Annotated in this window: 20 protein-coding genes and 1 pseudogene; 4 read left to right on the forward strand and 17 right to left on the reverse strand. The window is 65.7% G+C overall.

Features of this window, described 5'->3' with window-relative positions; genetic code table 11:
- Positions 1-7 precede the first annotated feature (7 nt).
- From DRB17_RS18080 to DRB17_RS18095, 4 genes and pseudogenes are all read right to left on the reverse strand, one after another.
- A complete protein-coding gene (locus tag DRB17_RS18080; protein ID WP_114583636.1) occupies positions 8-1,066 on the reverse strand; it encodes a branched-chain amino acid ABC transporter permease in 1,059 nt (352 codons plus the stop codon).
- On the reverse strand, positions 1,063-1,935 hold the full coding sequence (locus tag DRB17_RS18085) for a branched-chain amino acid ABC transporter permease (protein WP_114583637.1): 873 nt from the start codon (positions 1,933-1,935) through the stop codon (positions 1,063-1,065). Before DRB17_RS18085 ends, DRB17_RS18080 begins: the two co-directional genes overlap by 4 nt.
- 138 nt (positions 1,936-2,073) lie before the next feature.
- On the reverse strand, positions 2,074-3,234 hold the full coding sequence (locus DRB17_RS18090; protein WP_114583638.1) for an ABC transporter substrate-binding protein: 1,161 nt from the start codon (positions 3,232-3,234) through the stop codon (positions 2,074-2,076).
- A 434-nt stretch (positions 3,235-3,668) separates the two neighbouring features.
- Positions 3,669-4,061 (reverse strand): annotated as a pseudogene (locus DRB17_RS18095) (glycine betaine ABC transporter substrate-binding protein).
- A gap of 23 nt (positions 4,062-4,084) precedes the next feature.
- On the opposite strand from DRB17_RS18095, the gene DRB17_RS18105 reads away from it, so the two are divergent.
- The gene (locus DRB17_RS18105; protein ID WP_114583641.1) at positions 4,085-5,632 is read left to right on the forward strand and encodes a trimethylamine methyltransferase family protein; all 1,548 of its coding nucleotides are present in this window, start codon (positions 4,085-4,087) and stop codon (positions 5,630-5,632) included.
- Positions 5,633-5,727: 95 nt separating this feature from the next.
- Here the strand turns inward: DRB17_RS18105 and DRB17_RS18110 are convergent, their stop codons facing one another.
- From DRB17_RS18110 to DRB17_RS18140, 7 genes are all read right to left on the reverse strand, one after another.
- On the reverse strand, positions 5,728-7,239 hold the full coding sequence (locus DRB17_RS18110) for an aldehyde dehydrogenase (protein WP_114583642.1): 1,512 nt from the start codon (positions 7,237-7,239) through the stop codon (positions 5,728-5,730).
- Complete coding sequence (locus DRB17_RS18115; RefSeq protein ID WP_114583643.1) at positions 7,236-8,150, reverse strand: dihydrodipicolinate synthase family protein; 915 nt, start codon at positions 8,148-8,150, stop codon at positions 7,236-7,238. Before DRB17_RS18115 ends, DRB17_RS18110 begins: the two co-directional genes overlap by 4 nt.
- 70 nt (positions 8,151-8,220) lie before the next feature.
- Positions 8,221-8,904 carry a GntR family transcriptional regulator gene (locus DRB17_RS18120; RefSeq protein ID WP_114583644.1) on the reverse strand — a complete coding sequence of 228 codons (684 nt, stop codon included), beginning with the start codon at positions 8,902-8,904 and terminating at the stop codon, positions 8,221-8,223.
- A 171-nt stretch (positions 8,905-9,075) separates the two neighbouring features.
- The gene (locus DRB17_RS18125; RefSeq protein ID WP_114583645.1) at positions 9,076-9,858 is read right to left on the reverse strand and encodes an enoyl-CoA hydratase; all 783 of its coding nucleotides are present in this window, start codon (positions 9,856-9,858) and stop codon (positions 9,076-9,078) included.
- Positions 9,859-9,862: 4 nt separating this feature from the next.
- Positions 9,863-11,068: a 3-oxoadipyl-CoA thiolase gene (gene pcaF, locus DRB17_RS18130; RefSeq protein ID WP_114583646.1), complete on the reverse strand. Its 1,206-nt coding sequence runs from the start codon at positions 11,066-11,068 to the stop codon at positions 9,863-9,865.
- Positions 11,065-11,874, reverse strand: a complete 810-nt coding sequence (locus DRB17_RS18135) for an enoyl-CoA hydratase/isomerase family protein (protein ID WP_114583647.1) — start codon at positions 11,872-11,874, stop codon at positions 11,065-11,067. The genes pcaF and DRB17_RS18135 overlap by 4 nt, the downstream gene beginning before the upstream one ends.
- Complete coding sequence (locus DRB17_RS18140; protein ID WP_241503886.1) at positions 11,871-13,424, reverse strand: AMP-binding protein; 1,554 nt, start codon at positions 13,422-13,424, stop codon at positions 11,871-11,873. Before DRB17_RS18140 ends, DRB17_RS18135 begins: the two co-directional genes overlap by 4 nt.
- A 100-nt stretch (positions 13,425-13,524) precedes the next feature.
- Between DRB17_RS18140 and DRB17_RS18145 the strand changes: the two genes are divergently transcribed.
- Complete coding sequence (locus DRB17_RS18145; RefSeq protein WP_241503887.1) at positions 13,525-14,283, forward strand: IclR family transcriptional regulator; 759 nt, start codon at positions 13,525-13,527, stop codon at positions 14,281-14,283.
- Here the strand turns inward: DRB17_RS18145 and DRB17_RS18150 are convergent.
- The 5 genes from DRB17_RS18150 to dctP are packed head-to-tail and all read right to left on the reverse strand — an operon-like array spanning position 14,274 to position 19,452.
- On the reverse strand, positions 14,274-15,770 hold the full coding sequence (locus DRB17_RS18150) for a 3-hydroxyacyl-CoA dehydrogenase (protein ID WP_114583648.1): 1,497 nt from the start codon (positions 15,768-15,770) through the stop codon (positions 14,274-14,276). The genes DRB17_RS18145 and DRB17_RS18150 overlap by 10 nt on opposite strands.
- A 40-nt stretch (positions 15,771-15,810) precedes the next feature.
- Complete coding sequence (locus DRB17_RS18155; RefSeq protein WP_114583649.1) at positions 15,811-16,584, reverse strand: SDR family oxidoreductase; 774 nt, start codon at positions 16,582-16,584, stop codon at positions 15,811-15,813.
- 39 nt (positions 16,585-16,623) lie between these two features.
- Positions 16,624-17,928 (reverse strand): TRAP transporter large permease, encoded by a 1,305-nt coding sequence (locus tag DRB17_RS18160; RefSeq protein ID WP_114583650.1) that lies wholly within the window; start codon positions 17,926-17,928, stop codon positions 16,624-16,626.
- The gene (locus DRB17_RS18165) at positions 17,907-18,440 is read right to left on the reverse strand and encodes a TRAP transporter small permease (protein WP_114583651.1); all 534 of its coding nucleotides are present in this window, start codon (positions 18,438-18,440) and stop codon (positions 17,907-17,909) included. Before DRB17_RS18165 ends, DRB17_RS18160 begins: the two co-directional genes overlap by 22 nt.
- 25 nt (positions 18,441-18,465) lie before the next feature.
- On the reverse strand, positions 18,466-19,452 hold the full coding sequence (gene dctP / locus DRB17_RS18170) for a TRAP transporter substrate-binding protein DctP (protein WP_114583652.1): 987 nt from the start codon (positions 19,450-19,452) through the stop codon (positions 18,466-18,468).
- 451 nt (positions 19,453-19,903) lie between these two features.
- Here dctP and DRB17_RS18175 point away from each other — a divergent pair, with 451 nt between their 5' ends.
- Complete coding sequence (locus tag DRB17_RS18175) at positions 19,904-20,170, forward strand: DksA/TraR family C4-type zinc finger protein (protein WP_114583653.1); 267 nt, start codon at positions 19,904-19,906, stop codon at positions 20,168-20,170.
- Between the two features lie 154 nt (positions 20,171-20,324).
- Here the strand turns inward: DRB17_RS18175 and ald are convergent, their stop codons facing one another.
- Entirely contained in the window at positions 20,325-21,437 is a 1,113-nt protein-coding gene (ald, locus tag DRB17_RS18180) for an alanine dehydrogenase (RefSeq protein ID WP_114583654.1), read from the reverse strand.
- A 129-nt stretch (positions 21,438-21,566) separates the two neighbouring features.
- Between ald and DRB17_RS18185 the strand changes: the two genes are divergently transcribed.
- On the forward strand, positions 21,567-22,052 hold the full coding sequence (locus tag DRB17_RS18185) for an Lrp/AsnC family transcriptional regulator (RefSeq protein ID WP_161958887.1): 486 nt from the start codon (positions 21,567-21,569) through the stop codon (positions 22,050-22,052).
- The last annotated feature ends 16 nt before the right edge of the window (positions 22,053-22,068 follow it).

The following is a 22,068-nucleotide window of genomic DNA, read 5'->3' on the forward strand; positions in this document are numbered from 1 at the left end:
GAGGCGTTCACTCCGACGGGGTTTCGGTGGCGGACGAGGCGGCGCGACCTGTGATCATCCGGTCGCTCGCGTCTCTCGATTCCTTGCGTCGTTCCCAGAACCGCGTGAGGGCCGGTACGATGCCTTCGGGCAGGAACATGACGATGGCGATCATGACGGCGCCATAGGTGACCCACTGCGCCTCGGGACCCATGAACTCCCGCAGGATCTCGGGCAGGACGCCGAAGATGATGCCGCCGACGATGGGACCGGCCAGCGTACCCTTGCCGCCGGTGATGACCATGATCACCATCGTGACCGTATAGATGAACAAAAACACGTCCGGGTCGACGATGCGCACATAGTGCGTGTAGAGGCCGCCCGCCGCGCCGGCTATGGCCGCGGATACCACCGCCGCAAGAACCAGGTATCGCGTGACGTCGATGCCGACGGACATCGCCAACGGCTCGTTCTCGCGCAGTGCGACCATGGCACGGCCGAGACGGGAGTTTACCAGCCGCTTGATGACAATGTACGACACCACGCCGATCGCCAGCATGATGTAGTAGTTCGGCGTCTTTCCGTAGAAAGTGGCCTCCCATATGCCCGGGATCGACACGCTGAACGGCGGGATGCTGATCAGTGCCATCGGCCCCTCCGTCAGGTCCACCCAGTTCAGGGCCACGAGCTTCGTCACTTCGGCGAAGCTGATCGTGATGATGACGAAATAGGCGCCGCGAACCTTGAACGAGATCCGGCCGATGAACCAGCCCGCGAGGCCGGCAAGCACGATACCGGCAAGGAACGACAGCCACACCGGCTGCGGTCCCACTACCAGTTCACCGCCCCAGAATGTCGTGACGTCGAAGCCCAGCGAGAGCAGGGCGGACGTATAGGCGCCGATCCCGAAGAACGCGACGTGGCCCAGGCTGAGCTGTCCGGTATAGCCCAGCAGCAGGTTCAGGCTCATCGCACCGATAACGAAGATGCCGGCGTTGATCAGGATGTGCAGGAGATACTGGTCGCCGATCCAGAACGGGATGCTGACCAGAAAGGCGAGAAAGCCCAGTCCGAGTGCGCGATTCATCCGATCCGCTCCGCCTGCTTGAAGAGACCGGTCGGGCGGAACAGGAGCACGGCGATGATCAGGAGAAAGCCCATCGCATCGCGGTAGCCCGACGAGATGTAGCCGGCGCCGAACTCCTCGACGAGAGCGAGGATGAAGCCGCCTATCGTAGCCCCCTTGAAGTTGCCGAGACCGCCCAGGATCACGATGGCGAACGCCTTCAGCGCGGCGATATTACCCATCGTGGGCGTAACGACGAACACCGGCGCCAGCAGAGCGCCCGCGGCCGCCGCGAGGCCCGAACCGAGCGCGAATGTCGCCGTATAGATTCGATTGATATTGATGCCCATCAGGGCAGCCGTATCCGAATCCTGGAAGGTCGCACGCATCGCCTTGCCCAGCTTGGTGCGGTGGATCAGCATATGCGCCCCGACGATCAAGAGGATCGCGGCGGCGAAGACAAACACGCGGTAGTAGGAAACCGAGATCGGCCCGAACACCAGCGGATCGGAAGGAAACGGCGTCGAGACCGACTTCGCGATACCGCTCCAGATCCATTGCTCGGAGTTCTGCATGACGATCCACGCGCCGATCATCACGAGCATCGTCGTATCTATATTCGCGCCTCTTATAGGTCGTAACAGCGTAAACTCGATTGCCGCTCCCAGGATGATCCCAAGGACGACGGCCACGGCCAACGACACGAAGAAGTTGAGGCCTAGGACCATCACGACAAAAAACAACATGTATGCGCCAAAGGTGTAGAGCTCGCCGTGCGTGAAGTTCACCACATTCATGATCCCGAAGATCATGGTGAGCCCGATTCCCAGCAACGCGTAAGTCCCCCCGAGGATAAGCGCGTTGATCAGGTGCTGGAGTAGCTGGTCCAAGGCGTTGGCCTCCCCCGTCGATCCAGATGCGTCAATTGGCCGGCGGGCCGTGTGATCGGGCCCTGCTACGCGCTCGGCTTGCGAAGGCACGCCCCTTGCCTGGCCGGCAAGGGGCGCCGCCTCGCAGAGGGCACGGGTTTAGAACTCCGGCTTGACGATCTCGCCGTTTTCGATTTTCACGATGTAGACGTTCGGAATGTTCTGCCCGCTCTCGCGGCCTTCCGGGCCCTGCTTGATGAAGCTGATGTCGCCGTTGACGCCGTTCACCTTGACGTTCCACAGGGCGTCGCGGATGGCTTCCGGCTCGGCCTTGCCGGCCTTCTCGATAGCCGCCGCGATGGTCTTGATCCCATCATAGCCGCGGAATCCCTCCGTCAGGCCGGCCGCGTTGTAGCCGTTCTCGTTCCACTGATCCACGAACCGCTGCGCAACATCGGCATTCGGCGCCATTTCCGGGAACCACGGAGCGAAGAAAAGAACGTGATAGCTGCCGCTCGCCGCCTCGCCGGCCTGCTCGATGAGCTGGCTCGGCGACTGCGAGCCGCCGGTGGTAATGATCCGGTGCGGCACACGCAGCGAGTTCGCCTGCTTCAGCACCAGCGTAAGCTGCTCCACCCCACTGGTGACGAAGAGGGTGTCACCGCCGGATTCCTTGATCTTGGAGAGCTGCGCGCTGAGGTCCTGGGCGGATGCATCCATGGTCTCGATGACGCCAACCTCGACCCCGTTTGCCTCAAGCATCCCGGAGAACTCGTCCGCGGCACCCCGGCCCCAATCGTTGTTGACGACCAGCATGTCGGCCTTCTCGATGCCGAAATCCTCGATGTTTCCGGCGAAGGACTTGGCCTCCATCTCGGAGGTCGGGCTGATGCGGAACACCCAGGGGTTGCCCGACGTCGTGATCTTTCCGGACGACGACGTTTCCACGACCATCGGGACGCCGTATTCCATCAGCTTCGGCATGACCGCCAGCGTGTAGGTGGAACTCCAGGCGCCCATCAGCACCGGCACCTCATCGCGCACAATCAGCTTCTCGGCCGTGACCACGGCCTCTTTCGGGTTCGACTTGTTGTCCTCGATGACGAGTTCGAGCTTCTTGCCCATCACGCCGCCGTTGGCGTTGATCTCAGCCGCGGCGATCTTGGCACCGTTCGTCACATAATTCCCTGACGCCGCGACGGCGCCCGTTAAAGGCTGGGTGACACCAACCTTGATTGAGTCCGCCGCACTTGCTGCACTTGCGAGTCCGATACCGGCAGCCGCCGAGGTTACCAGCAGTGACCTGATCCAGCGTCGCATCGTGTTGCCTCCTATCGTAACTAACTGTTTTGGCTATTATTTTTCTTGTGCCCACTTTAATGGCGTCCTCAGCAGATGATAATATCATACTAAGATTAGGACGACCGTATGATAGGTTATATCGCCCACACGTACATATGCAAGAGGTATGCTGAAGCCACCGTTCAGCGGCTTACGTCCGTCCAAGGCGACGATGCCGGACGGGATCGAGTTCTAAATGGTTGGTTTATCGGTCCAATCATGCAGGAATCGGCGCGCGCGGGGACAGGGCGCTGTCGGGCCGATCGTACGTGCGGATCGATGCGGCGTGGCAGCGAAGCCCGGCTATGACCGACCGCGCCTGACCGAGAGGACGAGGAGAACTCGAACATGAAAAAACGAGGCCCGGCCACACGGATGCGGCCAAGCCCGTTTGAGCCCTCCTGCTGGCAGGCTTAGTCGAGTTCGCCGGTCAGCCAGTAACTGGCCCCCTTCGAGTGGCTTTCGATGTAGTTCTTCGCCGCTTCCGGATACGAGGTCTGTTCGGCCTCGTACATGCTGACCTGGACCTCGTTGATCGGAACCCGCATGCGGAAGAGCGTTTGGGCGATTTTCGGCTCGTCGGAACAGAAACCCTCGCGCGCGACAACATCGGCATGCTCCAGGCCGCGCAGCACGCCCTTCGGATCCTCGATTTAGCGCAGGTCCCAGCGGCCGAACCTCCAGTGCGGGCTCCAGCCGGTAACGACGACCCACTCCTCGCGCTCGATCGCGCGTTTGAGCGAGGACGTCATGCCCGCGGCCACCTTTCCTCTTGCCGAAACGCACCGCTCAGGTATTGTGTACATATTGTATATTTTGAGAGGGCGCCATGCCGGAGCAGGCTTCGGGCCGCAGGGGCGGCCGTCACGCGCGCCGGGCGGTTCGGGAGCGCAAGCGCGAGAGCATGCTGCCCAACCTGACGCGCGGCATCCCGCTGACCGAGCCGATGAGCGAGGAGGAGATCGTCCGGATCGACGCGGCCTCGATGTGGATCCTGGAGGAGGTCGGCGTGGTGTTCCGCGACGCCGTCGCACTCGACGACTGGAAGCGCGCGGGGGCCGACGTGCGCGGCGAGCGTGTGCATCTCGACCGCAACATGGTTCGCGAGCTGATCGCGACGATCCCCGCCGAGATCACCCTGCACGCACGCGACCCGCAGAAGTCGGCCAAGCTGGGCGGGCCGAATTCGATCTTCGTACCGATGACGGGCGCGCCCTACCTGCGCGACCTGGAGGACAAGCGCCGCGCCCCAACCCTCGATGACCTGGCGATGTTCCACAAGCTGGCGCATGTGGCGCCGGCGCTGCATTCGTCGGCGCACCACATCGTGGAGCCGATGGACCACCCGATCTCGCAGCGCCATCTACGAATCACGTATTCGTCCATGAAGCACTCCGACAAGACCTTCATGGGCATGACGACCTCCGGCCGCAACGCAGAGGACGCGCTGGACATGTGCGCGATCCTGTTCGGCGCCGATTTCATGGAGACACACCCTGTCGTCACCGGCAACTGCAACGGCAACTCGCCGCTGGTCTGGGACGAGACCATGCTGTCGGCGATGCGCGCGTTCTGCCGGCGCAACCAGCCGGTGCTCTGCTCGCCCTTCGTCCTGGGCGGCGCCAACACCCCGGCATCGACCGCCCCCGCCGTGGCGCAGCTCAACGCGGAAGCGCTGGCCGCATTGGCCTATACCCAGGTGATCCGCAAGGGCGCGCCGGCGATTTACGGCCATTACCTCTCCACCGTGTCGATGCGTTCGGGCGCACCGATGGCGGGGACGCCGGAAATCAGCCTGATGAACTTCATGATCGGGCAGATGGCGCGCCATTACGGGGTGCCGTGGCGCACCTCGAACACGCTGGGCGGCGCCAAGACCCTCGACGCGCAGGCCGGCTATGAAAGTGCGACGACTCTGATGGCCGTGATGATGGCGGGCGCCAACTATATCTGGCACTCCGCCGGCTGGAACGAGGCCGGCATGCACTGCTCGGTCGCGAAGTTCGTGGTCGACGCCGAGCAATGCGCGATGGCGCACCGCATGGCCAGCGGCATCCGCTGGGACGACTTCGACGAGGGCTTGGCCGCCGTGAAGGACATCGGTCCGGGCGGGCACTTCCTGGGACACCCGCACACGCAGGCGAATTTCAGCCGCGCCTTCTTCATGCCGGAGCTGTTCGACAACAACAATATCGAGCAGTGGGCCGCCGAAGGCGCCAAGGACACGACCGCGCGCGCCCTGGAAAAGGCCCATCGGATGCTTGAGGAATACGAGGAGCCGACGCTGGATCCGGCCATCGACGAGGCGCTGCGCGACTTCATCGCACGCCGCGAACGAGAGATTCCGGCCGCCGACGCCCTGAACCAGGAGTACTGACGCCCCTCGGAAAATCGGATCGCACGGCAGGCGCCGACGAGAAAGGGAGCTACGAAGGCCCCCTTCCCGCTTCGGCGCTCGCTTTCGAATGGATTTCAATCGACGGCGTCGGTCGGGCCCCTGTCCGACAGGTCGATCCAGATGGTCTTCAGTTCCGTGTACTGGTCGTGCGCCTGCAGGCCATTGTCGCGCCCGCCGAAGCCGGATTGCTTATAGCCGCCGAAAGGCGTCGTGATATCGCCTTCGCCATAGCAGTTCACCGTGACCGTGCCGGCCCGCACCGCCCGCGCCGTCCGCAGGGCGCGCTTGCCATTGGCCGAGAACACCGAGGCGGCAAGGCCGTAGGGGCTGTCGTTGGCGATGGTGACCGCCTCGTCGGCGCTGCGAACCGTGATGACGGAGAGCACCGGCCCGAAGATCTCCTCGCGGGCCAGCCGGCTTTCGCGGTCGACCGCGTCGAAGATCGTGGGCTCGACATAGCCGTCGGCGCCCTGCCCGCCCAGCACGACCTCGGCCTCCGCGCGCCCGTGCTCCAGATAGCCGCAGACCTTGTCGAAGTGGCCTCTGTCCACCAACGCGCCCAGGTGGTTCGCCGGGTCCAGCGGATCGCCCGTCCGCCAGTCCCGGGCGCGGGCCAGGATGCGCTCCATCAGCGGCGCCTTCGCCGCCTCGTGCACGATCAGCCGCGAGGTCGCCGAGCAGTTCTCCCCCATGTTCCAGAACGCGGCGTTGGTCACGTGTTCGGCGACGAGGTCCAGGTCCTCGGCATCGTCCGTCACGATGGCAGGGTTCTTGCCGCCGCACTCCAGCACGACCTTCTTGAGGTTGGAGTCCGCGCTGTAGCGAAGGAAGCGCCTCCCGGTCTCGGTGGAGCCGGTAAACGACACCATATCGACATCGCCGTGCAGCCCCAGCGGCTCGCCCGCACCAGGGCCATCGCCGGTGACGACGTTCAGCACACCCGCCGGAAGCCCTGCCTCCATCGCCAGCTCGGCAACCCGCAACGCTGAGAGCGAGGTCTGCTCGGCCGGCTTTACGATGACCGAGCAGCCGCTGGCAAGCGCCGGCCCGATCTTCCAGGCCAGCATCATCAGCGGGAAATTCCAGGGCAGGACACAGGCGGCAACACCTATGGGCTCGCGCACGATCAGCGCCATCGCGTCCTCTCCGACCGGCGCGCTCTGGTCGTAAAGCTTGTCGATAGCCTCGGCGTGCCACTTCAGCGTGTTGATGGTGTCCGGAACATCGACAGTGGCGCAGTCGCGGATCGGCTTGCCGCTGTCCAGGCTTTCCAGCACCGCAAGTTCGTGGCGGTTGCGGTGCAGCAGCTTGGCAAGGCGGATCAGGATGTCCTTGCGCTCGGCCGGGGCCTTGCAGCGCCAGCGGCCGTCGTCGAACGCCTCGCGCGCCTTCCGGACGGCGAAGTCGACGTCCTCCGCCTGACACGCCGCCACTTCAGCCAGGGTTTCCCCGGTCGCCGGGTTCGTGCTGGCGAACGTCTTGCCGGATCGCGCCGGGCGGAACGCGCCGTCGACGAAGGCGGTGGCCGCCGGTGTCAGCGATGCCGCGATCGCCTGGTATTCCTCTCGGGTCTGCAAGTCGCTCATGCGGCACGCTCCTCTGCCTCGATCGCGGCGATGGTCCTGTCCATGACGCGGACGACCTCGCTGAACTCGCGCTTCTCGTCCTTGTTGAGCGGCGTCAGCGGCCGCCTGGGATCGCCGGCCGGCAGGCCGCGCAGCGTCATGCCGTGCTTGATGCAAGGCACGAACTTGCCACCCTGTTCCAGCACCCGCATCAGCGGCAGCATCGCGCTCATGATCCGGCGCCCGCGCTCGAAGTCGCCATCGACGGCGCAGGCGCGGTGCAGCGCGATATGCGCCTCAGGCGCGAAGTTCGATCCGGCACAGACCCAGCTACGCGCGCCCCAGGCAAAGAACTCCAGCGCCTGGTCGTCCATGCCGCAGGCTAGCTGGATGTGCGGATAGTCGCGTGCGAGCAGATGCACACGGTTTATATCGCCGGAGCTTTCCTTGATCGCCTGGAAGTTCGGCGAGCGGCCCACCCGGTCCAGGTAGTCCTCGCCCATGTTCGCGCCAGTGCGCCCTGGATAGTTGTAAAGCATCACCGGCAGATTGGCCGCCCGGTCGACGGTGAGCGCGTGGATCGCGTTCTCCCGCTCCGTCGGGACGGAATAGGGCGGCGTGGAAACCAGGATCGCATCGGCGCCGGTGTCCCTGGCGGCGCGCGCGAACTCGACCGATTCCTCGGTGCGCAGGGCGCCGGTCCCGACGATCAACGGAATGCGGCCCGCGATCACCTCGTGCGCGCGGCGCATGAGCTGGACGCGTTCCTCCCCGCTCTGGGCGTAGTACTCCCCCGTGGTGCCCGCCACGATGATGCCGGCAACGCCCGATGCGATCAGGTGCTCGACGACCGCGGCAAAGCCGTCGAAATCCACGTTCCAATCCGCACCGTAGGGCGTGATCACTGGCGTATAGATGCCTTCGAACTGCATCCGGCACTCCTTGTACACAATCTGCATACAGAATACGGGGCCGGCCGGAGCGGAACAAGGGCGCGGTCGGCTACCCGGTTTCGCTGTCGTCCGGCAGGGGGTCGGGACGCACGAACATCTCCATGTGATCCTGCGACAACGCCCAATGGTCCTTGGTCAGGCCGACGACCCCTTCGACGTCGCCGGCTTCTATCAGTTCGATGAACCTGTCGTGATGCGCCGCCGCCGCTTCGATCCGCTCGCGCATATCCTCTGAGCGCGCACGCCAGAAGGTTTGGCCGATACGGGCATGGTCGATCAGCAGACGCTGCAGGCTGGGCATCAGGTAGGGGTTATCCGACATCTCGCCGATGATGTGATGGAAGCGGTCGTTCCAGTACACCATGTCGTCGACGGATCCGGCCTGCACCGCCACGCGGAACCGCGCCTGGGCGTCGCGCAGCTTGTCGAGTTGCTTCGCCGTGGCATTCTGAGCCGCCAGCCGGCCGACGGCGGAATAGACCATCGGCGCGGTCATGAAGAAATAGCGCAGCGTCTTGTACGTCATCGGCGCTACCGTGGCGCCGCGATTGTCGCGGATCTCCAGGTAACCCTCGCCCGCCAGACGCCGGAATACGTCGCGCAACGGCGTGCGGGAAACGCCGTATTCCGTGCTGATACGGGTTTCGTCCAGGTCGGCGCCCGGCTCAAGCTCCATGGTCAGCACCCGCCGCTTGAGGTCCTGGTAGAGATGCTCTTTCGACGTCCTGGTCATCCGGCTCCTCGATCCACGCCCGCGCTGGCACGGCGCCGCCCCGCGGCCCGACCACGGAAAACATACCTGCGGACATCGACCGGCTGGGCGCCGACCGCAGTGTATTCTTTCTGTGCACAGACTACAAAGGAAGCCGGCGGATAGCTCGCATGACGCGAGGAGGTTGCAATCCTACCGGCCGCTGAACGAGGGCTTGCGCTTCTCCAGGAAGGCCTTCATGCCCTCCACCTTGTCGTCGCTGGCGAACAGCACCTGGAGTGCCTTGCGCTCCATCAGCAGCGCGCCTTCCAGCGACGCGTCGGGCCCGTGGACCACGACCTCCTTGATCTGCTCGACGGCAAGCGGCGGCATCGAGGCAATGGTCCGCGCGGTGGAAAGGGCAGTCTCCAGCACCTCGGCGTCCGGCACCACCTTGCTGACGAAGCCCATCGAGAAAGCTTCCTGCGCGGAGATTATCTCGCCCGTCAAGGTCAGGCGCATGGTCTGGTACTTGCCGATGGTCCGCGCCAGGCGCTGCGTGCCGCCCGCGCCCGGCATTATGCCGACCCGCACTTCCGGCTGGCCCAGCTTGGCGCCCTCGCCCGCGATGATGATGTCGGTGTTGAGCGCCAGTTCCAGGCCGCCGCCCAGGGCATAGCCGTTGACGGCCGATATCACCGGATGCGGGCAGTCCGACACCGCGCGCCAGAGCCGTTCCGTATGGCGCAGGTACATCTCCACGGCACTGGTGTCCACCATGTCGCGGATGTCGGCCCCGGCGGCGAAGGCTTCCTCGTTGCCGGTAATCACGACGCAACGTACGTCCGTGTCCGCCGAAAGCTCCTGAAACACCTCCGCAAGGCGCTGGCGAAGCTGCATGTTGAGGGCGTTGCGCGCCTTCGGCCGGTTCAACCGCACCAGCGCCACATGCTCTTCCGGCCGTTCCAGGAGGACGGTGTCCTGATAGTCGCTCATTCGATCACACCCGCTCGATCAGGATCGCGGCGCCCTGGCCGACGCCCACGCACATGGTGCACAGCGCATAGCGGCCGGAACGCCGATGCAACTCGCGCGCGGCGGTGGTGACGAGCCGCGCGCCGCTCATGCCCAGCGGATGGCCCAGCGCGATGGCCCCGCCGTTCGGATTGACATGCTCGCCGTCGTCGGGAACCCCAAGCTCGCGCAGCACGGCCAGCGCCTGCGCCGCGAACGCCTCGTTCAGCTCGATAACGTCGATGTCGGCGATGCCAAGCCCGAGCCGTTCCAGCAGGCGGCGCGAGGCCGGGATCGGTCCCAGGCCCATCAGGCGCGGCGACACGCCCGCCGTCGCCATGCCGACGATCCGCGCCATCGGCTCCAGGCCATAACGTTCCGCCGCCTCGCCGGAGGCGACCAGAAGCGCGCAGGCGCCGTCGTTCACGCCGGAAGCGTTGCCCGCCGTCACGCTGCCCTCGCGCCGGAACGGCGTGGGAAGCTTCGCCAGGCTCTCCAGGTCCGCGTTCGGGCGCGGATGCTCGTCCGCCGTCACCGCCTGCGGCGGCCCCTTGCGGGCGGGAACCTCGACGGGGACGATCTCCTCGGCCAGGCGCCCCGCTTCGACCGCGGCCGCCGTGCGCTGCTGGCTGCGCAGCGCGAAGGCGTCCTGGTCGGCGCGCGAGACGTCGCACGCCTCGGCGACGTTCTCGGCCGTCTCCGGCATGCTGTCGATGCCGTACTGCTCCTCGATGATGCGGTTGACGAAACGCCAACCGATGGTGGTGTCGAAGACCTCCGCCTTGCGGCTGAACGGAGTGTCCGCCTTTGGCATGACGAAGGGCGCACGCGACATGCTCTCGACACCGCCGGCAAGCGCGAGACCCGCCTCGCCAAGCCGGATGGCGCGGGCAGCCTGGCCCACGGCGTCCATGCCCGATGCGCACAGGCGGTTGACGGTGGCGCCGGGCACGCTCTCCGGCAGGCCTGCGATCAGGCTGGCCATGCGCGCCACGTTCCGGTTGTCCTCGCCGGCCTGGTTGGCGCAGCCGTAAAAGACCTCGTCGCAGGCCGCCCAGTCGACACCGGCGTTACGCTCCATCAGCGCGCGGATCGGCACCGCGGCCAGGTCGTCGGCGCGTACGGACGCCAGCGCGCCGGCATAGCGACCGATGGGCGTGCGCACGGCGTCGCAGATAAACGCTTCGCTCACAGCGGCGATCCCTTCTTGAAGTTCGGGCGGCGCTTCTCGCGCAGGGAGGCCAGGCCCTCGCGCACGTCCGCACCGTTGAAGCCCATGAATTCGAGCGCCAGCGAGGTGTCGAACGACGGGCCGGCCATGCGCAGCCAGTTGTTCAGCGCGTACTTGGTCCAGCGAATCGCCGTCGGCGAGCCGGCGGCGAGCTTGGCCGCCACTTCCAGCGCCTTGTCGTCGACCTCTGCGTCCTCGGCGCAGAGCGAGACGAGGCCGATACGCTCGGCCTCCTCGCCACTAACCGCCTCGCAAAGAAGGAGATGATATTTCGCCTTCGCCATGCCGCAGAGCAGCGGCCAGACGATGGCCGCGTGATCGCCGGCAGCCACGCCCAGGCGGGTGTGGCCGTCGATGATACGCGCGGTCTTCCCGGCAACGGAGACATCGGCCAGCAGCCCGGCCACCAGCCCGGCGCCCACCGCCGGTCCGCGAATCGCCGAGACGATGGGCTTGGAGCAGTTGATGACGTTGTAGACAAGATCACGCGCCTCTTTCCAGACGCGGGTCAGAACCTCGAAGTCCTGCGTCATCTGCTCCACAAGGTCGAGGTCGCCCCCGGCGGAGAACGCTTCGCCCGCACCGCGGATGATCGCGACGTCAACGTCCGGATCGGCGTCGATCTCGCGCCATACCCGCACCAGCTCGCCGTGCATGACTTCATCGGCGGCGTTCAGGCGGCCGGGGTTCTCCATGGTGATGCGGAGAACGCGCTCCTGCGGCCAGTCGAACTTGAGGCGTTCGTAGTCGCTGTATCGCTGGGTCATATCTTCTTCTCGCGCCCCTTCCAGTACGGCTCTTTCAGAACGTTCTTCTGAATCTTGCCGATCGGCGTCTTGGGGAACTCGGTGACGAATTCGATCAATCGGGGCCGCTTGAACCGGGCAAGCCGTTCCGCGCAGTGCGCTTCCAGCTCCTCCTGGCTCACGCCACCCTCAGATTTCAGGCGGACGTGGGCGGCCGGCACTTCGCCCCATTTGTCGTCGGGGATGCCGAACACCGCGCACTCCGCCACGGCGTCGTGGGAATAGAGCGCGTCCTCGATTTCCTTCGGATAGATGTTCTCGCCGCCGGAAATGATCATGTCCTTGGAGCGGTCGACCAGCGTGATGAAGCCTTCCCCGTCGATGGTCGCGAGATCGCCGGTCCAGCCCCAGCCGTCGGAGAACTTGAAGAAACCGGCGGTCTGCTCGGGCTCGCCATAGTATTCCAGCATGACGTTGTCACCCTTGGAGACGACCTCGCCCACTTCGCCCGGCGCGACCGGCTTGCCCTCCGGGTCCACCACTCGGACGTCCACGTTGTAGGCCTGCCGGCCGACAGCCCCCAGCTTCTCCGGCAGATACCAGGGACGCAGGACCGCCACGACGCCGACTTCCGACTGGCCGTAGATCTGGGTGATCCGAACGTCGGGCAGGCGCTTCATCATCTCCGCCTGCACCCAGTCGGGCATCGGTGCACCGGCGAAACTGAGTTTGCGGAAGGTCGCATAGTCCGCCGCGTCGAATTCCGGGTCGCTCACCGCCATGCTGACCTGTGTGGGAACCATGAAGGCCGCTGTCATCCCGGTTTCCCGCACCATCCGGGCGAACGCGCGGGTATCCCACTTGGTAAGGAAGGTGCAGGTGGCCCCGGCCAGCACGGCGGGCTGGAACATGATGTTGAGCGCCGCGACGTGGAACAGGGGGGTCACGATGCCGACCACGTCGCGCTCGTCGATGGCCTCCTCGACCATCACCGTGTGTGCGGTGGTATCGCGGTTGCGGTGGCTGGCAAGGACGCCCTTGGGCCGGCCCGTGGTGCCGCCGGTGTACGTCATGCAGAAGGGATCGTCCTCGCGAAGCTCAACATCCGGCTCGTCTTCGGGCTGGCCTTGCAGGTAAGCCTCGAAGGTCGTCGCACCGCCTGCCTCGCCGCCGATCACGACCGTCTTCCTGAGTTTCGGGAGCCGTCCCTCGACGGCCGACACCTTCTCTGCCAGCGCCCGCTCGAAGAACAGCAGTTCCACGTCCGCCTTATCCAGCACGTACTGCAGTTCTTCCGGCGCGTAGAGTACCGAGACGTTCACGAGGACATAGCCGGTGCGCGCCACGCCGAAGAACACGGTCCCGTATTCCGGCCGGTTGCGGCACAGGATCGCCACCTTGGCACCCTTTTCCAGGCCCTCGTTCAAAAGCGCGTGCGCGAGCCGGTTGGCCGAGGCGTCCAGGTCCCGGTAAAGCGTGGCCGTACCGTCCCAAAGGATCGCCGGCTTGTCCGGAAACCGGTATGCGGAACGGCGCAGCATGTCGCCGGTGAGCATCGGCTTGCTCCCCATAATTTCGTCCTTGTCGGCCTCGACTTTCGTTCGATGCAGGGTTAGCTTCAATGAGAAATTGCAGAATACAGTTCCGCACAGCGGAATAGTGAGGGGGCCCTTGATCGAGAAAAAGGACAGGCAGTTCGTCGACGCCCTGGCGCGTGGGCTCGCGATCCTGGAGACGTTCTCGCGAGCGAACACGCCGCTGAGCAACAAACAGCTCACCCAGCGCACGGGGCTGGCGCCGTCCACGGTCAGCCGCCTTACCCATACCCTGACAACCCTCGGCTATCTGCGCCTGGACGAGTCCTCTCGCCGCTATGCCCTGACGCCCAAGACGGTCTCGCTGGGCTACTCGGTGCTGGAGGGCTTCACGCTGGTCGACCGCATCCATCCGCTGCTGGAACGCCTGGCGGCCAAGACCGGCGAAACCGCGGCACTTGCCGTTCGCGACGGCCTCCACGTCACCTTCCTCAGCGCCGTGCAGGGGAACAGCCTTGTCGCCGTGCGACTGGCCACCGGCGCGCGCCTGCCCATCGCGGTGTCGGCGGCGGGCCTTGCCCTCCTCACCCAGATGCCGGAGCGCGAACGCCGCATGACCGCCGCGCGGATCCGTGCCGACCTGCTGCGCCGGGACGGCGACGTGCAAGGCTTCAGCGACCGCCTGGAGAAGGCGCTTGCCTCGCCCGTGGTCGTGGTCCGGAACGTCTGGAAGAAGGGGATCGGCGGCCTTGCCGTGGGCCTGACCGACGGCGCCAGCCAGTTCGCCCTGACCCTCCCCGTCTCCACCGGCGCGGTGTCCTGCGAGGAAATGTCGGGCGAACTGACGACGGCCTTGCAGGAAGTCGCGGAGGAAGTCAGGGCCGGTCAGCACTGACCCGCCGGCAGCCCGAGCAGCGCACGCCGGCGCAGCCACTGGCTGGGGCGGTAGCGGTCGTCCCCGGTGATCGCCTGCGCCTGCTGGAGGATGCGGTGGACCTTCGACGGCTCCATGGCATCGCAGAGTTCCAGCGGCCCTTTGGGATAGTTCAGGCCGAGGCGCATGGCGAGATCGATCTCGTCCGGCCGCGCCAGCCCGATCTGCGCCATCTCGCAGCCCAGATTGCCAACCATCGCGGCAATCCGCTGCGCGATGAAGCCGGCGGAATCGCCGATGGCGGTGACGCCGCGAACCTTGCCCAGCAGGTCGATCACGCTGTCCCGCGTCACGCCGTCCACGCCCGGCGCGGTCATCACCACGACCCGCCTGGAGGTATCGAACATCGTATCGACGGCGACGAGCCGGCGGGCATCGACGCCCGTGCGGACGGCCAGCGCCGTGCAGTCCTCCCCGATGGGCGCGGCGAGTAGCGGCGCCTTTCCGTCATCCTCGCGAAGCTCCTCCGCGCCCGCTTCGGCAACCAGCTCGGCCAGACGGTCGTCCGGCTCTACCAGTACGACGCGCTGCGCCGGGCGAGTGCCGACGACGGCATCCGGGCTCTCCGGCTTCGCGTCCTCGCCGTACTCATAGAACCCCGCGCCGGTCTTGCGCCCCAGGCGTCCGGCCTCCCGCAGCGCCCGGTGCTGCGGCGTGGTGCGCAGGCGCGGATCGTTGAAGAAACTCTCCCAGACGAAGCGGGTCACGGGATAGTTCACGTCGATCCCGGTCAGGTCCATCAGCTCGAACGGCCCCATGCGAAAGCCGCAGCAGTCGCGCATGACGGCATCCACCTGCGCGGGCGTGGCGACTCCTTCGTGGATCAGCGCCAGTGCTTCGGTCGTGTAGGCGCGGCCGCCGAAATTGACGAGGAAGCCGGGGGTGTCCTTCACCGTGACCGGCGTGCGCCCCATGCGCTCGCCCAGGCCGCTGAGCGCCTCGACCACCTCCGGGGCGGTATCGAGGGCGCGAACCACCTCGACCAGCTTCATCAACGGGACCGGATTGAAGAAGTGCATGCCGGCGATACGCCCGCGCCGCGCACAGTTGGCGGCAATCGCGCCAATCGGCAGGGACGAGGTGTTGGAGGCCAGGATGCAGCGCTCCGACACCGTCTCTTCCAATTTCGCGAAGATCGCCTGCTTGACGTCGAGATCCTCGACCACCGCCTCGATGACGACGTCGCGGTCGGCCAAGTCGGAGATCGCATCCGCCACCGACAACCGGGCAACCGCCGCCTCGACGTCCGCGGCCGACATGCGCCCTTTCTCGACCTGCCGTTCAAGGCGCTTGCGGACCTGTTGCAGCCCGCGTTCGCCGGCAGCGGCGTCGGCGTCGTGAAGGCGGGTGTCAATGCCGCCGACGGCGGCGACCTGCGCAATGCCGGTCCCCATGGCGCCGGCGCCGATGATTCCCAGCTTCAGTTGCGCGGCATTCGGATCAAACATCTATCCCTGGTCCTGTTCGCGTGAATGAAAGCGTGGACGCTCACAAGAGCGAGCGTACGAGACCGCCGTCGACGGTGATGTTCTGGCCCGTGACGTAGCCGGCGTGACGGCTGCAAAGGAATGCGCAGAAGGGGCCGAAGTCCTCGGCCGTGCCCAGACGGCCCGCCGGAATCGACTGGGCCATGCGCGCCTTCGCCTCGTCCTGCGTGATGCCCTGCTGTTCCGCCTGGGCGGCGTAGACCCGTCGCAGCGCCCCGGTGTCCATCAGACCCGGCAGAAGGTTATTGATCGTCACGCCCTGCCCCGCCACTTCGCGGGCCAGCGTCGCCATCGCGCCATGCAGTCCTGCACGCGCCCCGTTCGCCAGCGCCATGTTCGGATACGGCTCGCGCACCGCGAAGGAGGTGACGTTCACGACCCGGCCGAAGCCGCGCTCGGCCATGCCGGGGACGAACATGCGCGCGGCCTCGATGGCGGCCAACATGTTGGTCTCGATGGCGCGCCGCCAGGTGTCGAGGTCGTGCTGCAGGAATGCGCCGGGTGGCGGCCCGCCGGCGTTGGTGACGACGATGTCGAACGGCCCGTGCTGTGCCGAGACGCTCTCAAGGAACGCGGTCCGGGCACCGGCGTCGGCGATGTCGCCCTGCGCGAAGGCGGCGCCGAGTTCATCAGCCGCCGCCTTGCCGCTTTCGGGGTCGCGGCCGTTGATCGTCAGGGTCACGCCGGCCTCGTCTAGCGCGCGCGCACACGCCAGGCCAAGGCCTTTGGTGCCACCCAGGACGAGGGCCTTGCGGCCGGATATGCCAAGATCCATCGGACTCCCCCGTTTAGCTGCGTTCGTGAAAGCCCGCCGCTACATCAACGACGGCAGGTAGGTGACGATCTCGGGCATCAGGGCAAAGCCCACAATCGCCGCGGCGAAGATGAGAATGAAGGGAATCACCGCGCGATACATCTCCTGAACCGGGACGTCCGGCGCCACCCCCTTCAGCGCGAAGAGCGTATAGCCGAACGGTGGCGTGATCCCGCCCACCGACATGTTGATGAGGAAGATCAGCCAGAACCACACCGGATCGAACGCAAGCGCGCCCACGATCGGCAGATAGATCGGCACCAGCATGATCATCAGCGCGATCTGGTCGACGAACATGCACAGCACGAAGGGAAGCACCTGGAGGATGGCGAACATCATCCAGCGGTCCCAGTCGAGCTCGGTCACGGCGCGAACCAGTGTCGAGGTGGCGCCGCTCATGTTCAGCACCTGGCTGAACGACACCGAGCAGGCCATGATGATCAGGATGATCGCGGTGATCCACGCGGTGGAGCCCAGCGCCTCGCGCAGCCCGCTCAAGGTGAGCTTGCCCATCGCGGCGGTCACCGCCAGCGCCGCGACCACGCCCATCGCCGCGGATTCCGTGGGCGTCGCCACGCCGCCGAGGATCAGCCCCAGAATCGTCGCGATGATCAGCAGGAACGGCAGCGCCCGCGACGCCGTCGCCAGCCGCTCCATGGCCGGTGCGTCGACGCGCGGGCTTGCGGGTGCCAGTTCGGGCGCAATACGCGCGCGCACCATAAGATAGACGAAGAATATCGCCGCCAGCACCAGGCCGGGCAGTATCCCGGCGACCAGCAGGGACGCGATGGAAACCTTCGCCAGCATACCCAGGACGATGGCCATGATGCTTGGCGGAATGATCGGCGCCAGGCTGGCCCCGGCGAAGATGGCGCCGATGGACATGCGCCGATCGTAGCGCCGCTCCACCATCTCGGGCAGCAGCGAGCTACCCATCATCGCCGTCACCGCCATCGCCGAGCCCGAAAGCGCGCCGAACAGGGTCGACAGGACGACGCAGACCGTGAACAGCCGCGCCCGGAAGTTCCCGACAAGCGCATCCACCGCGTCGAACAAGATCGCGACGGAGCCCGTGCGGAACAGGATCTCGCCCAGCAGGATGAACATCGGGATCGCCGCCAGCGACACGCTGGTGCTGGTAGCGTACATCGAACTGACGATCAGGCTGACGCCGCTGAGGTCGCCGGTCAGCAGGACCAGTCCGAGGATATTCATCGCCAGGAAGGCGACGAAGACCGGAAGGCCGGCGGTGAACAGGACCAGCAGGAGGCCGAAGCCGCCACTCAGGAATACGTACCAGTCCATTCGTGCTCCCGCGCGTCCCGCGGGGCTTCGAGCAGGTGGCGCAGAAAATACAGCGCCGCGCTCAGAAGCCCGTAGGCGATGGTTCCGGTGACCCACCACTTGGGCCAGGCCGTGACCGTGATCATCTGGACCCCGGTCTGGTAATGCTGGAGGGCCGCGTCCGCCCCGTACCAGCCGCAGATGCCGCAGACGGCGAAGCCGGCGGCGTTGCCCAGCCGCGCCAGGGCAACGCGCACGGGTGGCGGCGCGCCGTCAACGGCGAAGGTCATGGCGACGTGCGCGTTCTCTCGCGTGATCCGCGGCACGGCGAGGAATGTCAGCACCGACAGGGCGACCATGACGGAGTCGCCCGACCAGCCGAGCGGCGCGTTGAAGGCATAGCGCATGACCACCTCCAGCGAGGTGACCAAGGCGATCGCCGCGACGGCCAGTATCGACAGTCCGTACGTCAGGTCCGCCAGGCGATCGTGCGAACGCAAAAGGGCGCCGAGACCGCGCGTTATCGCTTTCATCCCGGCGCCCTCCCCTCTGCGTCGCTTACTGTTCCGTCAGGCCCTTCTCGATCGCCATGTCGCGGAACTGCCGGCCGTCCTCGCCGGAGCGCTCGACGACATCCTGCCAGACGCCGGTGTTGAAGACCGCGTCGACACGCGGCGCCACGTCGGGACCGAACTCGGTGATCTCCATGCCGCGGCGCTTCAGCTCGGCTTCCTCTTCCGCCCACAGCATCTCGAAGTGCTCGCGGCCCTCGATCTCAAGCTGCTTGGCGGCTTCGATGAAGATGTCCTGTTCCTCGTCGCTGAGAGCGTTCCAGCTATCCAGGTTCATAAACAGCGACAGGTTTGTTACCCCGAATGTCGGCCGCGCCATGTAGTCGGCGACCTCGTACCACTTGTAGTCCAGCGCGCCGAACACCGGCCATGCGGCCCCGTCGACCACGCCCCGCTCCAGGGCGCCGTAGATCTCGCTGGCCGGCATCGTCACGACCGAACCGCCCAGTTCCTTGACGAAATGGTGGTAAGTGCCGGAAGCACGGATCTTCAGGCCCGACAGGTCGCCGCTCTCGCCGATCGGCTCGCGCAGCAGAACGTGATAGCCGGACGCGGCGGAGAACACGCCGATCAGCTTCAGGCCCCTCTTGTTGTAGTGCTGGTCGATCAGGTCGTAGATACCGCTTTCGCGCCGTTTCACGGGATCGTCCTCGATGGCGTCCATGCCGAACACCATCGCGGTCTGGCCCTTGTGATAGGCGCCGTGGGTGAAAAGCATGTCGAACAGGCCGCTGGACACGGGCTGAAGCTGCTCGAACGGCGGCACCGTCTCCGGTCCGCGCAGATCGATCTTCACCTCACCGTCCGACAGCTCCTCGACCCGCTTCGCGAAGCCGACGGCGAAGACGGGAACGGCATTGTAGCTCTCGCCCCAGCTCGTCAGCATCGTAAGGTCCTTGGCCTGGGCGGACAGCGCCAGCGCGCTTGCAATCGCCGTGGCACCGGCCAGGTTCAAGAGCTTCCTGAAATTCATGAGGCCCGTATCCTCCCTTTCCGCCCGCCGGCTTTAGCGGCGCATCGCTTCCGAGGGCAGTTGTCTTCGACCCGACGCCTGGCGCTCGCTCAAGCCCGGGCGCGCCGCCTGGCTACGAAGCAAAGCCGCTCCCGCCCCTTTCCGTCAAAGCGAAAATGCGGAAGGTTGTTCCGCAGAGCGGAATACTACGACACCCCTTCGAACCGGCGAACATCATACTATCGAATGTCCCGCCGAATACGGTCAGTGGGAAAGCGATTGTATCGAGCGTGGCAAGGCGGGACCTTGGCGCCGGCGCCGTCGCAGATACGGCGGCCGAATTCGGTCCGGCCAAGTTCCGGCAGCATTCGGTAACGATGCGGCGCCCAACTTTCGCAAGGGCGCGAGTGCTATATATACTAGTCTGGATCGACCCAGCGGTCGGTAACGGGAGAAACGCAGGAGCAGACCCATGGCTGGTGGCTGGACCCGGGACGGCGCCGTACAGGACCAGATCGACGCAAGCGTGGCCGATGCGGTCGACCGCGTTCGCGGCAACCTGCCGCGGGGCGAAAGCCTGCACCACTGCGAAGAGTGCGACGAGCCCATTCCCGAAGCCCGGCGCCGGGCGGTTCCCGGCGTTCGCCTGTGTGTTGCGTGTCAGGAATTGCAGGACAAGCAGCAGGCCATCGACAGCGGCTATAACCGCCGGGGCAGCAAGGACAGCCAGTTGCGTTGACGGGTGAGCGCTTGCCCTGCCGCCCCCCGCGACTCCCTGAAAACCGGGGTGCAGCTACATTACCCTCTGCGGAAGCCGCGAATGTCGGGCGGCAAACCGTCCTGGCACCCGCTCCCCCTGGAAACCCCTGTCAAAGGGAAGGCGTCGAATTGGTTTACAGCACCGTCTCCGGCGCGACGTACGGCAGATTCTGACTTTTCGCCACTGGCGCGCAAGTGACCTTTCCATCCACGACGTTGAGGCCGTTCAGGAAGTGGGGGTCGGCCTGCAGTGCCTCTCGCCAGCCCTTGTCCGCCAGCCGGATCACGTACGGCAGCGTCGCGTTGGTCAGCGCGAAGGTCGATGTGCGTGGCACCGCTCCCGGCATATTGGCGACGCAATAGTGCACGACGCCATCCACCACGAATGTCGGTTCGGCATGGGTGGTCGCCTTGCTGGTCTCGAAGCAGCCGCCCTGGTCGATTGCGACATCCACGAGCACCGAGCCGTTCTTCATCCCCGAGACCATCTCGCGGGTGACGAGCTTGGGCGCGCCGGCGCCGGCGACCAGCACGGCACCGACAACGACGTCGCTCACCAGAACCACCTGTTCCAGGCTACCCTTGGTCGAGTACACGGTCTTCAGCGACGAGCCGAAGCGATGCGAGAGACGCTCCAGAACCGCCGGACTGCGGTCCAGGACAGTGACCTCGGCACCCATGCCCAACGCAATCTGGGTTGCGTTCTCACCAACGACGCCACCGCCGATCACCGCCACCTTGGCCGGCGCTACGCCCGGGACACCGCCCATGAGCAGGCCACGGCCACGGCGCTCCCACTCCAGCGACTGGGCGCCCGCCTGCACCGAAAGGCGTCCGGCCACCTGCGACATCGGGCGTAGCAGCGGCAGCCCGCCGTCATCGTCGGTGATGGTTTCATAGGCAATGCAGATTGCACCCGACTTGATCAAATCCTGGGTCTGCGGCGCGTCCGGTGCCAGATGCAGATATGTGAACAGGATGTGGTCCGAGGTGAGGCGCGCGCGTTCCTCCGCCTGTGGCTCCTTCACCTTGACGATCATCTCGGCGTTCGCGAAGACCGACGCCGCATCGGGCGCGATGCGCGCACCAGCGGCCTCGTACTCGCCGTCACCGGCCTCAATGCCCGCCCCTGCCTGGGTTTCCACAAGGACCTCATGGCCACGCGCCACCAGCTCGCGCGCCCCGTCGGGCGTTAAGCCGACGCGATATTCCTGGCTCTTGATTTCCTTGGGAACACCGACGCGCATGGCTTTCTTTCCTTCCTATCAAGCGGATTCGATGGGACGGAAAGGTTGCCGCAAGAAAGTAGGAATGTGCTTGCGATTTTAGCCGAGAATTCGGCAGATTGCGCAATCTTCATGCACATGAGGCTGAGAATGTCGAATATCCTGCATGATATCGAGCTCGACGCCCTGGATCGACGGATCCTGAAGGTTTTGCAGAGCAATGGCCGAATCACCAACCAGCAGCTCTCGGAACGCGTGAACCTCTCTGCGTCCGCATGCTCCAGGCGCGTCGCCCACCTGGAGGAGGCGGGCGTCATCGCCGGCTATGCGGCTCTGATCGCCCCGTCGGCGGTCGACCGGGCCACCACGGTTTTCGTGCAGGTGACGCTGACGCGCCAGAAGGAGGGCGATATGGCCGCCTTCGAAGCGGCGGTGGCGGACTGCCCGGACATCATGGAATGCTATTTAATGTCCGGAGAGGCCGATTACCTGGTCAAGGTGGCTGTCCGCGACCTCCACGACTACGAACGTGTGCATGCACAGTACCTGTCCCGCTTCCCGGCGGTCGCCCGCATCCACTCAAGTTTCACATTACGCACGGTGAAAAAGGAAACGGCGTTCCAGATCGGCCCCTGAACGCCAGGAGCAGATG

The organism is Ferruginivarius sediminum, from assembly GCF_003344765.1.
Taxonomy (GTDB): domain Bacteria; phylum Pseudomonadota; class Alphaproteobacteria; order Kiloniellales; family Rhodovibrionaceae; genus Ferruginivarius; species Ferruginivarius sediminum.

Bases quoted from the DNA above. Each gene is read 5' to 3' on its own strand.
- ald (WP_114583654.1), bottom strand. From the start codon at position 21,437: ATGCGCGTCGGTGTTCCCAAGGAAATCAAGAGCCAGGAATATCGCGTC.
- DRB17_RS18135 (WP_114583647.1), bottom strand. From the start codon at position 11,874: ATGACCCAGCGATACAGCGACTACGAACGCCTCAAGTTCGACTGGCCG.
- DRB17_RS18080 (WP_114583636.1), bottom strand. From the start codon at position 1,066: ATGAATCGCGCACTCGGACTGGGCTTTCTCGCCTTTCTGGTCAGCATC.
- DRB17_RS18140 (WP_241503886.1), bottom strand. From the start codon at position 13,424: ATGGGGAGCAAGCCGATGCTCACCGGCGACATGCTGCGCCGTTCCGCA.
- DRB17_RS18160 (WP_114583650.1), bottom strand. From the start codon at position 17,928: ATGGACTGGTACGTATTCCTGAGTGGCGGCTTCGGCCTCCTGCTGGTC.
- DRB17_RS18185 (WP_161958887.1), top strand. From the start codon at position 21,567: ATGTCGAATATCCTGCATGATATCGAGCTCGACGCCCTGGATCGACGG.
- DRB17_RS18105 (WP_114583641.1), top strand. From the start codon at position 4,085: ATGCCGGAGCAGGCTTCGGGCCGCAGGGGCGGCCGTCACGCGCGCCGG.
- DRB17_RS18090 (WP_114583638.1), bottom strand. From the start codon at position 3,234: ATGCGACGCTGGATCAGGTCACTGCTGGTAACCTCGGCGGCTGCCGGT.
- DRB17_RS18165 (WP_114583651.1), bottom strand. From the start codon at position 18,440: ATGAAAGCGATAACGCGCGGTCTCGGCGCCCTTTTGCGTTCGCACGAT.
- DRB17_RS18125 (WP_114583645.1), bottom strand. From the start codon at position 9,858: ATGAGCGACTATCAGGACACCGTCCTCCTGGAACGGCCGGAAGAGCAT.
- DRB17_RS18155 (WP_114583649.1), bottom strand. From the start codon at position 16,584: ATGGATCTTGGCATATCCGGCCGCAAGGCCCTCGTCCTGGGTGGCACC.
- dctP (WP_114583652.1), bottom strand. From the start codon at position 19,452: ATGAATTTCAGGAAGCTCTTGAACCTGGCCGGTGCCACGGCGATTGCA.
- DRB17_RS18110 (WP_114583642.1), bottom strand. From the start codon at position 7,239: ATGAGCGACTTGCAGACCCGAGAGGAATACCAGGCGATCGCGGCATCG.
- DRB17_RS18115 (WP_114583643.1), bottom strand. From the start codon at position 8,150: ATGCAGTTCGAAGGCATCTATACGCCAGTGATCACGCCCTACGGTGCG.
- DRB17_RS18120 (WP_114583644.1), bottom strand. From the start codon at position 8,904: ATGACCAGGACGTCGAAAGAGCATCTCTACCAGGACCTCAAGCGGCGG.
- DRB17_RS18150 (WP_114583648.1), bottom strand. From the start codon at position 15,770: ATGTTTGATCCGAATGCCGCGCAACTGAAGCTGGGAATCATCGGCGCC.
- DRB17_RS18175 (WP_114583653.1), top strand. From the start codon at position 19,904: ATGGCTGGTGGCTGGACCCGGGACGGCGCCGTACAGGACCAGATCGAC.